We start from the raw sequence: 13,601 nt of genomic DNA, 5'->3' as shown, positions 1-13,601 counted from the left end.
ATCATAAACTTTGATACACTAGTATTATAACTAAATGATTGGAGAGTTCCTATATATATGAGTACCCTGATAGATTTTGTTTTACACGTAGATAAACATTTAATTTCAATTGTAAATACTTTTGGTGACTGGACTTACCTATTCCTATTCTTAATTATTTTGGTTGAAACAGGAGCAGTTATTTTACCATTCTTACCTGGTGATTCATTGCTATTTGCAGCTGCCGCCCTTTCAGCTAACCCTAAATATCATTTGAGCATTATTATTTTTGTTCTCCTTTTCTTTTTCGCTTCATTAATTGGAGATTCATTAAACTTCTTTATTGGAAAAAAAGTAGGACTTGCCATTACAGACAATCCCTTTCTAAGTAAGTTTATAAAAAAGAAAGACTTTGATCACGCCCATAACTTTTTCACTAAGCATGGAGCAATCGCCATCTTTCTAGCAAGATTTATGCCAATTGTTAGAACCTTTACACCATTTGTAGCAGCAAGTAGTAATTACAGCTACAAACAATTCATCAAGTATAATTTTACTGCTTGTGTTACCTGGGTAGCCCTTTGCTGTGGTGGTGGATATTTCTTCGGAAACATTCCCTTCGTCCAAAAACACTTCTCTGTAATTGTAATTCTTATCGTTGTAATCTCATTAATCCCAGCAATTATTGGAATTATTAAATCTAGATTAGACAATAAAAAATAATTAATTACTTTTTAGGTTTAGCAGTTCCTTTCCAATAAAAAAATAATAGTAATAAAAATAGATAAATTAACGCTACTGTAAAACATAATAAAAAATACTGATCCGGTAATACATTAATTATCGGATCTTTTTTTGGATTAAAATACCAATTTTGATTACTAAATAACAGAATATGAAAGTATATGAAGATTTCATGAAAATCTAAAAGCACTATTACTGTAATAATACTTAACGAAATGATTAAACGTTTAATTAACTCATTAGTTTTAACTAGTAAAAACTTTAAGTTTTTACTCTTTCTTAACCACAATAAATAACTGCTGCTAATAATTAAAACCACATCAGAAAGCAATATGAGCTTTCTAACATCTTTAAAATGACTAAGCGCAGAATTAGATAACGAAAATTTTGAAAGGCCCAGAACGTTTAAAAATGGATTTTGAATGAAGTAAACCATCGAGTGATAATTTTGCAGCAAAGTGTGATTTGAAACTTTAAACTCCACACCTAATTTACAAATTATTATATAAATGTGATAAAGATACACTGAATTAATGGTAAGAAAGACAGTTAAACTAATACAAAAAAATAATGTCACTAGTATAAAAACATAATCTTGAAATTTATACATTCCAGTCATCTAAACTATCAATTTCATGAGTTGGTTTTTTAGCAACATTTTTAATTTGGTCTTTAGTAGATACCCCTGAATATACTAACAAAGTATCGACGTTGGCATTTATTCCGGCCAAAATATCAGTATTATAATTATCACCAACCATGACCACTTCATCATCAGCTAAATTTAGCTTTCGAGCGCCATTTTTAACAATTAAATCATTTGGTTTACCAATGATAGTTGGGTTAATCCCCGTTGCATAACGAACAGAGTCAATCAAAGCCCCTGCACTAGGAAGCATTCCTTCTGTACTTGGAATCAAAGTATCAGCATTCGTTCCAATGAATTTAGCCCCTTGATTCACATAAAGAACTGCTTGGGCCAATTTTTGATAAGTTAAATCTCGGTCTAAAGCAACTATTACATAATTAGGATTTTCTGTATAAATATCAAAGTTAGCTTGGTTAATTAGCCCCTTTAATCCGTTTTCTCCAATCACATATGCAGTTTTACCTAGTTGTTTTTTATCAGCGTCAGCTGAAATATATTCAGCTGTTGCCTGACCGGCAGTATAAACATTATCTACCGTTACAAAAATATCGTGATTTTCTGCTAAATTTTTAACTACATCTTTAGGATGCTTAGTCGTATTGTTAGTAACAAATAAAAATGGAATATTGTTTTTTTGCAACCTTTCAATAAATCGCTTGGCTGCAGGAATTTTAATTTTACCTTGATAAATAGTTCCATCTAAATCAATTAAATAACCTTTATATCTTTTCATATACTAGTCCTTACCCTTTTGTCTAATTGTAAATTTACGTCGCTTATTAGTATTTTTAGGCTTGATTGATTTTCCTTGATTATGGCGACCGCTAGCTTTTCGCTTATTAGCAGGCTTTTTATTTGGTGCTTTTTTATTTTTAGCACTTTGATTACTTTTCGGTTTGGTTTCCTTAACTATGCTAGCCTCTAGATTATGCAGTACGAAGTAATTAGAACCCGTATTGACATAATCATATAAATAATCACGAATCGCACTTTTCTTTAAATCTTGTTCAACGTTTCGGCTATCATCGTAAAAACCTTTTAATCTAAGTTGACCGTAGCCAATGTCACCAACAATATAATCAAAATGAGTAAAGATTGGATTAAATGCATTGATAAATTGAGTTAAGTCAAATGCACTTCTTTCATTTGCAATAATCTTATAAACATGCCCATTAATATCAAGGGTTTCCTCGTCAGTCTGACTAATATTGGCATATTTTAATCGATCCTTTTTTCTTTGTTCAATAATTTCTTCAATTTCACTATGTTTCATTACTTCCACCCTTTATTGGATATTTTTTTGTTAGATACTCAGCAAACATTTCTTTTAAAGTTCCCTCAAAGTATATGTGATTCTTACCTACAATATTGATAGTTGGGAAAAATGGGATGAAATTATAATGGTCTAATAAAGCAATTTCATATTTTTGATAAGGTAGCACCAATTCATCTTGAAAGAAGAGCTGCTGTTTCTTCTCATCAAAATATAATCCCTTATAAATTAATTTTCCAAAGTACTTCCCTCTGAAACCCATTCCTTTTTGCTCAAAACGAATTAAAAACTTCTTGTTTTTTTCCATCTCTTTAACTAATCGCCACAAGTCATAACCATAAAGTTCAGTTTTCATCACATGAATATTATGTGGCAAAACTTTTTGAATTTGATTCATGTCCACAATTCCAGCGCTTAAATCATCTAAAAACAACCCAGTATTTAAAACAGCTGCTTGGGTCCCAGCGTATTGGTTCATTGCATTTAGTCCAACTTCAATCAAATCGTTATCATCCGTTAAAGACGTTGATAACTTTTGTGGTAAGTCAGCAACCTTTCGTTTTGCAAGTTTACTACGGCCCAGGTGATCTAAATTAGAAACCCATTTTTCATCTTGATTATCAACAGCCAATTTATCTACTTTAATGGTCTTAGCTTTTCTATTTTTAACTACGCCATCGTCGAGATTAAACGTAATTTCGCCAATATAATGGCCCCACTTTTCGGCAGCAGTTAATAAGGTATTATCGATTAACAAACCATTTTCAAGCAAATGATGAGTATGTCCTCCAATTATAATTGAAATTTCAGGAAATTTGACAGCAATTTCTCGATCAAAATTAATTCCTAAGTGTGAAAGTAAAATTAAACAATCATATTGACCCTTCCACTTTTCAATTAATTTTTGAATGGTTTCATAGACCGGTTTAGCATCCCAACCTAAATCATTAAAAGTGGCATAAGGAAAAGTTAAAGCCATAAATCTGATGATTTTGCCATCTTTTAATTTTAAATCTTTATATAACTTTGCCCATTTAGGGTATTCACCAGTTTTTTCATCTATCACATTATCAATTAAAACATCGAAATTAGCCTGATCATACAATTGATTTAATTCATCATGTGAGGTTGTTAAAACTTCATTATTACCAATTGTGGTAGCAAAATAATGAAGCTGATTTAACAACTTAACATTTTCACGTCCGCTAGTTACATCCGTTAAAGGATTGAATCTATCAATTGCATCACCATCATCTACTCGTAAAACGTGATAACCCTCTTTTTCCAATTTTGTCGTTTCATTTTGCATAAAACGTTGGATTCTGGGAAAATTTTCAAAATGTGAATGTAGATCATTAGTGTGTAAAATTGCAATTTTATTATTCAATAGTCTAACCTCCGTCGTTAATATCAATTTTAACATTTAAAAGTAAACTAACCATACAAAAAAGTCGATGATCTAAATCATCGACTTTTATTATTTATTTTTATAGAAATCAAATGCATATAAAGCGATTAACCAAATTACTGATCCAATTAACGCAACTAGCGTTTGTGTTTGGAAACTTAAAACAATCGCAACCATCACCATAAATAAAATTGTGAATGCGTTTGAATAAGGGAAAATTGGCATTTTAAAAATTAATTGCTTTGTTTCATCTAGACTAAGTGATTTACGATATTTGTAGTGAGCAACTACAATTAGTGACCAAATGTATAGGAAACAAGTAGTAGCAACACTAGAAATAAAATCAAAAACTCCACTAGGCATAATGAAATCTAAAATAACTGAAAGAGCAATCAAAATTGTTGAACAAAGGATTGCGTTGTAAGGAAGACCTCTTTTAGATAACGTACCTAACTTTTTACCTAATTTATTATTACTTTCACTGGTTAATGAATACAACATTCTTCCAGTTGTAAAGATTGCACTGTTACATGCAGATGCAGCTGCTGTTAAAACAACAAAGTTAACAATTGCTGCCGCAGGTTTTACCCCAATTCCTTGGAAGACTTGTACAAATGGACTTGAATCTGGTGATACATGTGACCAAGGATAGATACACATAAGTGCAACCAATGCTCCAATGTAGAATAAGATAATTCTAACTGGAACATCATTAATACATTTAGGAATAATCTTCTTCGGATCTTTAGTTTCAGAAGCAGTCATTCCAATCATTTCCACCCCTACAAAACTAAATACCACCATTTGGAAGGAAAGAAAGAAACCTTTAAATCCATTGGGGAAGAAACTACCGTCAGTTAGGTTAGTAACAGATGCATGACCAACAGAAGTTTTATAGTTCATTGTCACTAAAATAACCCCAACCAATATTAATACGACAATTGCAACCACTTTAATTATTGCAAACCAAAACTCTGTTTCACCAAATGCAGAAACCGTTATTGAATTCATCAAGAATAAGATAACTAGTAAAAACAAGGCAGTTGCCCAAATTGGTATGTCTGGGAACCAATATTGAACGTATAATCCAGAAGCAGTAATTTCTGCCATTGCGATGGTAATCCAACAAACCAAATAAGTCCAACCAGCAACGAATCCGGTTCTCTTTCCCATGTATTTATTAATAAAATCAATAAATGAAACCGTGTTAGTGTTTGAAAGTAATAGTTCACCTAATGCTCTCATTAAAAAGAAACAAGCTAATCCAGCAATTAAATATGCTAATAAGATTGACGGACCGGCTAAGTGAATCGACTTACCAGCTCCTAAAAATAAACCTGTTCCAATCGTTCCACCTAGTGCTATTAATTGGACATGTCTACTCTTTAAACCTCTAGACATGTCATTTTTTTCGTTTTTCAAAATAAACATCCTCTCATTAACAGTTAAAGCTATTAATAAAATTATACTTGTTTATTCGAAATTTGTCTAAATAAAAAAACACTTGTTTATGAAGTGAACCCCATAAATTGGAGTGAATTTCTAAGCTACTAATTGGCTGGTATGTTCCCGGTATTTTACCGGTGACATACCGGCCAATTTTGTTTTAATACGATGTTTATTGTAATAATCTACGTAATTTGTAATGGCAGATTCTAGCTCTTCGTAGTTTTGGTATTGATAATTGTGAACCGTGCCAACTTTAAGAATGTGAAAGATACTTTCAGCTACCGCATTATCTAGGCATGTGGCCTTGCGGCTCATGCTTTGGAAAACGCGAGCTTGTCGCAAAATATTCACGTACCTAAAGTTCTGATACTGAAACCCTTGATCCGAATGAATTGTCATACGGTATGGTAAGGATGAACATCTTGCCACTAATCGTTTAAGGGGTCGTGTGACAAAGTCTACCGTTGGTCTACGACCAATGTTCCATTCAAGAATTTCTCCATTATAAAGGTCCATATAAGCTGTAAAGTATGCACGTTCGTTGATCGTTTGATTACCCCAACGGACCTCCGTTACATCAGTAACGATTTTTTGAAATGGACGATTCGTTTTAAAACGACGATTTAAACGGTTATGGGTAACTGTACCTACAGTTCCTTTATAAGAGTTATACTTTTTCGTTCGTCGATTGAATGCCTGACAAAGTAGATTATTTTCACGCATAATACGAAGTACTGCCTTGTGATTAACGATGATTCCCTTATTTTTAAGCGCTAAAGTCACTGTTCGGTAACCGTAATCAGGATTTTCCAAACGAATACTTTTAATCTCATCAACTAACGTTGATGATCCTGATTGATATTTACGATGAAGTGCATCGTGGTAACTGCTGCTCGACATGTGTACTGCTTTTAAAGCTACAACTAATTTAACATTGAATTTACGCCTTAGCTCAGTTATTAGCTGGGCTTTTTCTTTGTTTGAGATTTTTTCTGTGCCAAGGCTTCGAGTTTTTCCAAGTATGCTACCCGAAATCGTAAAAGCTCGTTTTCCTCCTGAAGTTGTTTCAATGTCTTAGATTGTTTAGATTTATCTGTCATTTTTAAAGACCGTCCTTTATATGGCTTAAGACGTCCCTCAATCAGTTTTCGTTCCCAGTCCCAAACTATCATCGGTTGTTTCAATCTGAAATGGGTTGCAGTTGCTGGATATGAGGCATGATGTTCTTGTCGCCATTTGATAACTTTGATTTTAAAGGAATAGTCATAAAATGTCTTCCTCCGACAATTTTCTAATCCTTGATCGCCAAAAATTTTAAATAGATTGAGCCACTGATAAATCGTCGCAGTTCCTTTGATACCATACTTTTTCATAAGTAATAGGGACGAAGTTCCCTGTAGATATTCACTTAAAACTTGTTTCTTTATTTTAGCTGAAAACATAATAAAACCCCCTGAGTTTTGGATTTACTCCAACTCAGGGGGTTCACTTCATTAAAGTGTTTTATCATTTTTTTATTTAGAAAGGGCTTGAACATCACGGACAATCATTAATTCTTCGTCAGTTGGAACTAATAAAGTTTTAACTTTAGCATCGTCTGTACTTAAATCTCTGACAACGCCACGAACGTTGTTTTTGTCTTGATCGATTTTAACACCAAAGTATCCTAATTCATCAGTAACTTCTTTACGAACCGTAATACTGTTTTCACCAACTCCAGCAGTAAATACAATTGCATCTACTCCACCTAGTTCAGTGATATATGCACCCACATACTTAACAATTCGGTTAATGTAAATCTCTCTAGCTACTTTTGCTTGATGGTTAGTTGTCTCTGCTGCTTCAACATCACGCATATCTGCAGAAACTCCAGAAATACCTAACAAACCAGATTTATTATTTAATACGTCAATCATTTCATTAATATCAGTAATACCTTCTTGACCCATAATGTAAGCTAACAATGAAGGATCTACATCACCTGATCTAGTTGCCATTGTAATTCCAGATACTGGTGTGAATCCCATTGAAGTATCAAATGACTTACCATTCTTAATTGCACAAATTGATGCACCAGCACCTAAATGCATAATAACCAGGTTAACATCATCTACTGGCTTGCCTAAAACATCAGCGGCCTTTTGAGAAACATAACGGTAACTAGTACCATGAGCACCATATTTTCTAGCAGCATGTTTTTGGTAATATTCATAAGGTAAACTGTATAAATAATTTTTTTCTGGCATAGTAGCATGGAAAGCAGTATCGAAAACAGCCACACTGATAACGTTTGGTAAGATTTTTTGGAAAGCTTTAATTCCAGTAACATTTGCTGGTTCATGAAGAGGTGCTAATTCTTTTAAACTTTCTAGTTTTTCCATTACATCCGGAGTAATGACAACTGATTTGTCAAAATATTCTCCACCAGCAACAACTCGATGACCAACTCCGTTAATTTCAGAGTAATCAGCAATAATTTTAAGATCTAATAATTGATCCAATAAAATTTGGATGGCTTTTTCATGATTTTCAACATCCATAATTTCATCATATTTTTGGCCATCACCATACTTAATTTCAACGTGTGAATCTGGCATTGCAATTCTTTCAATCACACCATCAGCAATAACACTTTCTTCTGGCATATCAAATAACTTAAATTTCAATGTTGAACTACCGGCATTAACCGCGATAAATTTACTCATAATAAATCCCCTTAATAATCTGTTTTAAATTTATAATAAATCTTTTTCTTCCCAATCAACAGTATCGTTAATAAATTTTTGTAATTTATCAACGTCTTTAAATGATGGAAATTCTCCAAGCATTACCTTATCAGCTTGTTTAGCATTAGGACCATGTTTTTGAAGAATCATAATCGCCTTTTGTGCTTCGTCATTTAAAAACAATTCACTAGGCAAATTCAAAATTCCTTGCAGATAAGCACTATCTTGCATCCATTTTAATAATCCCTTAGCCTCACTAGTTTGAAATAGGTTACTAGGAACAACAAAAAAGGCAAATCCACCTTCTTTAAGACATTCAATCGAACGTTCCATCATCAAGTGATGAACGTAAGAATGTCCTGAAACCGATTTAGTTTCAAAATCTTCAACATTATCGTCGATTGGATAAAAACCAACGGGAAGATCAGAAACAACCAAGTCAATTGGTGGCAAACTGATTTCATCAATACTATCTTGATGAACAAGATCAACATCTAATTTTTGTAAACTACTGCTAATACTTGCAACAGATATTAAAGAATCATCATTATCAATACCAATTCCTTTAATCTTTTGTCCTAATTCGTCAGAAATTTGATCAATTATTGAAGTTAACAAATTACCTGACCCCACAGCTGGATCAAATATAGTTAATTCTTCGTTTTGTTTATACAAGGGAATTGCTAAGTATCCGATTATATAAGCAATTAAATCTGGTGTTATTTGATGAATTGATTGAATTTTATCAACTTTTATTGACCTAATTAGAGCCATTTGAATAGCTTTTCTAATCGTAAGCGAATCATTCTTATTCAAATCAACAGTTTGATATAAATTTTCTAGTTGGTGAACAACTTTTTCATTTGGAATACCATCTTCAACCCGAACAGTATTATCATCAATCATATTATCAACAGTTTCAATAAAAGCATCCAAATAGGAAGTATCCAATGCATTCATTAGTACTGTAGTAGATTGATCAAATACCTGGTATAAAGTAGTAACATTTTCCTCAGACAGAATAATCAGCTCCTTCTATGAGTTACATAGGTCAATAGTACCTAATATATTAGGATATTTCAAGATTTAGGAACCTATTTAAGATCTGATTTCATTCTATTTATTCTGATTTGATTACTTTTAATTTTAGACTTTGTGTCTTGCAATTGGTAGAAAAGAACCGTTGATACAATCAGCAAAAAAATAATTGCAAGAATTGTTAAACTACCGTTTCGTCTTAACGTGTATCTTGGTTTCAATTTTTTTACCTCCAATGGTTATCTCAGAAAATAAATAATCATCTTTGATCATCCACTTAGTTGATTGTGCATGATTTAAAAGTGGCATATACCCACCATCCGTAGTAGCAAGTCGAATCACATCTTTATAAATCGTTAAATTATAGTTTCTTTGTTTAGATGTACTATACAATTTAACTTTATTATTAGTAACGTCAAGCACTTCGAAATTATATTGATCAGACTCAAGTAGATCTATATAACGATATAAACTATTAGTATCAATGTTATTTTTATTATATAAATTAATCTGATTTAGGGTAATCATCATTATTGAAATTGCCAGCGAAATTATTACCAAAGAAACCAAAGTCTCCACTAGAGAAAATGCCTGTCTTTTCTCAATCAAACACCTATTTTTCTCTGTCATATTTTTCTCTTACTAGTATCATTTCCTGGTTACTTTGAATCATCTTTAAATTAAATTGATGTGAAGTTTCTAAATAAAGGATTACGGTAAAACAAATTATTGCAAATCCAATCAAAGTATCAATCAAAGAATAACCAGATCTATGAAACTTTTTCCTTTCAAAGTTATAAGTCCCCCATCCTAATTGAAATTTTTGCCAAATCCTAGTATTACTATTTTCAGAAAACCAAACCACCGTCTGCGGCTTTACGTAACCATCTTCATTGATTACAATTTCATTCCATTTTTCTGTTTTTAAACCTTGTGGCATTGGGAGTACATCTCGATTTAATCTTCGATTATCATAACTAGAAAATATAACCCGATTGCTAGTTGAAAACTCGACCCTAACTATTTTTTTATCATTTCTACTTTTTTGGATTGCTCCATTCCATTTTTCATTAAATACATTCCAAAATACCCGTTCGCCATAACTATTTTGTTTAACAATTGCAGTTGAAAAAATAATAACTAAAATTGTAATAGCACTGATTGCTAAAACAACCAAACTCTCAACTAAGGTAAATCCTTGCTTTTTACCCTTGCTTAACATTGTTATTTTCAATTGTTATTTTTTCTTCATTCACTTTTTGAATTTGTTTTTTTGATAAATATTTATTCTCTTCTAATTTTTCCAAGGTAACATTTTCATTTCCAAATTCGTCCTGGTAAGCATCAACTTGCGTTTGCACTACATTAACCATTGCAGATCCATGGATTGTATTTGCCCGATTTCTTTGTGAATTAAGATTAGGAATCATTACTAAAATAAGCAAAGAAATAATAAATAAAACAATTGTCATTTCAATTAAAGTAAAAGCTTTTCTTTTTTTCATTATATATTCTCCATTGATTGGTATAGTGGCATTAACAAACTTAAGTAAGTAACTGTAATTGTTATTCCGATAATTACAAATGAAAGCGGCTGAATTAATTTAATAATCTTTTCCACTGCCTTCGTCATTCTTTTAAAACACATTTTTGCCCAGGCATTTAAATTCATTGCCAATTTTTCATTAGAACTACCATTAGATAAAAACACCAGCATTTCATCAGAAATAAAAGGATATTTTGCAAAAATTCGTTCTAAATTATCTCCATTATTTAACCCATTTTCTATATCTTGCCCAATTTTTTGTAAAAATGTACTTTCTTCAAATTCTTTAAAAACAGCGACAATTTTATACATATCTAAACCATTTTTTAGCATTAAAGCTAGATTAGTTGCAAGATAATACTGATAATATTCAAAAAATATTTTCCCAACTAATGGAATTCTGATTAACCATTCGACCTGTTTCATTCTGTCAAAGCGTTTAAATTTATAAATTAATAAACTAGTACCAATAATTACAATCAAAGATAAGCCAATCCATCCATATAAATTGCCACTTGTCTCAGAGCTGGACTTAATGCTAGTTGCCGGTAATATAATTATTTTGATAGCCAATATAATCGAAAATAAAAAAGTAAATAATAAAATAGGATAAAAAGATAATTCCTTAATTTTATTTTTTTGCTTCATTTTTTCTAAAATAAATTCAGCAACTTCTTTCAATCCGGCAACTATTTGCCCATGATTATCAGCAATTTTTAATTGTTGGTAAATGGTCTTACTTAAGAAAAATTTCATCGCTTCGGGCAACGAATAACCATCAAGCAGACTTGACTGAATTTTTGTAATTATCTTTGCATTGGGTTTGGACACCGTTTTTATGAATTTTAAACTTTGTTGAACCGAAAACCCAGTTTCTAACAAATCTGATAATGTGTTTAAAATGAACGCTTGCCTTTTTAACCCAATTTTATCCGAATTTATACTTTTCAAAGTTTTCATTTGTAATCAGCCCCTTTTCATTTAGTCTATTTAAAGCTGACTGCCATTTATCAAGATCATCTGATTTCATTTCAAAAACATTTTTAGATTTAGTGCTTAATAATGCACAACTCTGATTGTTTTGATTAGGAATTAATCTTTGATATGTAACTGAATTGAGTGCACTCTTTAGCTGACTGTCATCTACGCCTAACTCTAATAATCTTTGAATTGTGCCACCAGGAGTCTTTGAATGAATCGTACTGAAAACTAAATGTCCAGAAAGTGCGGCCCTAACTGCCATTTTTGCAGTCTCAGAATCTCGAATCTCTCCAATTATGAAAACATCAGGCCGCTGTCTCAAACCCACTTTTAATAAATTAGCGTATCCCATATCCGCTCGATTATTTACCTCTAATTGTAAAAACCGATCTTCAAAAATTTCTACAGGATCCTCAATTGCCATGACAATTTCGTTATTAGGTAGAGCACGAGCAACTTTATAAATTGTAGTTGTTTTACCTGAACCAGTTGGACCTGCAAAAAGCATTAAGCCACGCTGATTAGATAGATTAATCAAATCATCTAAACTATGTGATTCAAAAAATTGATAATCATTTTTTTCGTTATCATAAATAATCCGTAAAACTAATGATTCATGATTATTAAAATTACCTACTGATGACAATCTAAACCGTAACTTCTGTTTTTTTAAAATATATGAAATTGATCCCATTTGTGGGCGTCTTTTTTCTGAAACTGACATACCACTTTGATACTTACAAAAAGTGATCACCCGTTTGGCGAGACTAAAGTCAAGCTCTGATAATTGAATAACCCCATTACTAGTATGAATCTTGACCTCATAATTTTTACTTTTAGGCAAAAAATATATATCTGAGGCCTTTTTTTGTACTGCTAACTCAATAATTTGTTCAAATAATTTACTAATTTCCATTTTTTCACATCCTTTATATTAGATACGAAAAAAAAGACTCTATCTTATTTTAAGATAGAATCTTTTTTGAAATTATTTAATTATTCAGCATCTTCTGGAATAACTGCTGCTTCATAAACATCTTGAATATCATCATTTTCTGATAATTCATCAATTAAACCAGTGTATTGTGAAATTTTATCAGCTGGAACTTCAGTTACAGTTTGTGGGAAAAGACGAACTTCTGAAGTATCAAGTGGATAACCAGCTTCTTGTAATGCATCACGAACTGCGACCATACTTGAAGGATCAGTGAAAATTTGGAATTCATCTTCAGTTGCCTTCATGTCATCTGCACCTGCATCTAAAGCAGCCATTAACATTGTATCTTCATCATCATCAGTTTCATCACGTAAAACAACGATATAACCTTTTCTATCGAAGTTGTATGCAACTGATCCATTAGTACCTAATGAACCACCATGATGAGTAAATGCTGATCTAACAGCGGCTGCGGTACGGTTCTTGTTATCTGTTAAAGTTGAAACCATAACAGCAGTACCACCAGGTCCGTAACCTTCGTAAGTTACTTCTTCGAAGTTAGCGCCACCAACACCTGAAGCTTTGTCTAAGGCACGTTGAACGTTATCCTTAGGCATGTTAGCTGCTCTAGCTTTTTCTAATTCAAGTCTTAATTGTGGGTTTCCATCTGGATCTACACCACCTGATTTTGCAGCTTGATATAAGTTACGTGAAATTTTTTGGAAAATTTTACCTCTTTTAGCATCTTGGGCGTTTTTACGACCTTGGATGTTATGCCATTTTGAATGTCCTGACATGTTTCAGCACTCCTTTCTTAAACCGAAATTAACAGCTTTGATTATACCAACAAACCTTCTCATAATCAAATTTA

16 protein-coding genes are annotated in these 13,601 nt (G+C 32.1%); 1 reads left to right on the top strand and 15 read right to left on the bottom strand.

Features of this window, described 5'->3' with window-relative positions:
• Positions 1-57 precede the first annotated feature (57 nt).
• Positions 58-702: a VTT domain-containing protein gene (locus R4B61_RS05035; protein WP_413627187.1), complete on the top strand. Its 645-nt coding sequence runs from the start codon at positions 58-60 to the stop codon at positions 700-702.
• Between the two features lie 4 nt (positions 703-706).
• On the opposite strand, the gene R4B61_RS05030 is transcribed toward R4B61_RS05035, so the two are convergent.
• The 15 genes from R4B61_RS05030 to R4B61_RS04960 form a co-directional block, all read right to left on the bottom strand.
• Positions 707-1,333: a TIGR01906 family membrane protein gene (locus R4B61_RS05030; RefSeq protein WP_413628300.1), complete on the bottom strand. Its 627-nt coding sequence runs from the start codon at positions 1,331-1,333 to the stop codon at positions 707-709.
• Positions 1,326-2,105: a TIGR01457 family HAD-type hydrolase gene (locus R4B61_RS05025; protein WP_413627186.1), complete on the bottom strand. Its 780-nt coding sequence runs from the start codon at positions 2,103-2,105 to the stop codon at positions 1,326-1,328. Before R4B61_RS05025 ends, R4B61_RS05030 begins: the two co-directional genes overlap by 8 nt.
• A gap of 3 nt (positions 2,106-2,108) precedes the next feature.
• Entirely contained in the window at positions 2,109-2,645 is a 537-nt protein-coding gene (locus R4B61_RS05020; RefSeq protein WP_413627185.1) for a YutD family protein, read from the bottom strand.
• Positions 2,635-4,032, bottom strand: coding sequence for a bifunctional metallophosphatase/5'-nucleotidase (locus R4B61_RS05015; protein ID WP_413627184.1), 1,398 nt, complete (start codon positions 4,030-4,032; stop codon positions 2,635-2,637). Before R4B61_RS05015 ends, R4B61_RS05020 begins: the two co-directional genes overlap by 11 nt.
• Before the next feature lie 90 nt (positions 4,033-4,122).
• Entirely contained in the window at positions 4,123-5,454 is a 1,332-nt protein-coding gene (locus R4B61_RS05010; protein WP_413628299.1) for an amino acid permease, read from the bottom strand.
• Between the two features lie 141 nt (positions 5,455-5,595).
• Entirely contained in the window at positions 5,596-6,489 is an 894-nt protein-coding gene (locus R4B61_RS05005) for an IS3 family transposase (protein WP_413628263.1), read from the bottom strand.
• Positions 6,462-6,944 (bottom strand): helix-turn-helix domain-containing protein, encoded by a 483-nt coding sequence (locus tag R4B61_RS05000; RefSeq protein ID WP_413627183.1) that lies wholly within the window; start codon positions 6,942-6,944, stop codon positions 6,462-6,464. Before R4B61_RS05000 ends, R4B61_RS05005 begins: the two co-directional genes overlap by 28 nt.
• Positions 6,945-7,016: 72 nt before the next feature.
• Complete coding sequence (locus R4B61_RS04995) at positions 7,017-8,207, bottom strand: acetate/propionate family kinase (protein WP_413627182.1); 1,191 nt, start codon at positions 8,205-8,207, stop codon at positions 7,017-7,019.
• A 30-nt stretch (positions 8,208-8,237) separates the two neighbouring features.
• Entirely contained in the window at positions 8,238-9,248 is a 1,011-nt protein-coding gene (locus R4B61_RS04990; protein WP_413628298.1) for a class I SAM-dependent methyltransferase, read from the bottom strand.
• A 204-nt stretch (positions 9,249-9,452) separates the two neighbouring features.
• Positions 9,453-9,875: a competence type IV pilus minor pilin ComGF gene (locus tag R4B61_RS04985; protein ID WP_413627181.1), complete on the bottom strand. Its 423-nt coding sequence runs from the start codon at positions 9,873-9,875 to the stop codon at positions 9,453-9,455.
• A 4-nt stretch (positions 9,876-9,879) separates the two neighbouring features.
• Entirely contained in the window at positions 9,880-10,500 is a 621-nt protein-coding gene (locus R4B61_RS04980; protein WP_413627180.1) for a prepilin-type N-terminal cleavage/methylation domain-containing protein, read from the bottom strand.
• Positions 10,472-10,771 (bottom strand): competence type IV pilus major pilin ComGC, encoded by a 300-nt coding sequence (gene comGC / locus R4B61_RS04975; protein ID WP_413627179.1) that lies wholly within the window; start codon positions 10,769-10,771, stop codon positions 10,472-10,474. Before comGC ends, R4B61_RS04980 begins: the two co-directional genes overlap by 29 nt.
• Positions 10,771-11,772, bottom strand: coding sequence for a competence type IV pilus assembly protein ComGB (comGB, locus tag R4B61_RS04970; RefSeq protein ID WP_413627178.1), 1,002 nt, complete (start codon positions 11,770-11,772; stop codon positions 10,771-10,773). The genes comGC and comGB overlap by 1 nt, the downstream gene beginning before the upstream one ends.
• Positions 11,741-12,709, bottom strand: coding sequence for a competence type IV pilus ATPase ComGA (comGA, locus tag R4B61_RS04965; protein ID WP_413627177.1), 969 nt, complete (start codon positions 12,707-12,709; stop codon positions 11,741-11,743). Before comGA ends, comGB begins: the two co-directional genes overlap by 32 nt.
• A gap of 80 nt (positions 12,710-12,789) precedes the next feature.
• On the bottom strand, positions 12,790-13,527 hold the full coding sequence (locus tag R4B61_RS04960) for a YebC/PmpR family DNA-binding transcriptional regulator (RefSeq protein ID WP_413627176.1): 738 nt from the start codon (positions 13,525-13,527) through the stop codon (positions 12,790-12,792).
• Between the last annotated feature and the right edge of the window lie 74 nt (positions 13,528-13,601).

It is taken from the genome of Fructilactobacillus vespulae, assembly GCF_047324295.1.
Lineage (GTDB): Bacteria > Bacillota > Bacilli > Lactobacillales > Lactobacillaceae > Fructilactobacillus > Fructilactobacillus vespulae.
This window is presented reverse-complemented; position numbering and strand designations above follow the sequence as displayed.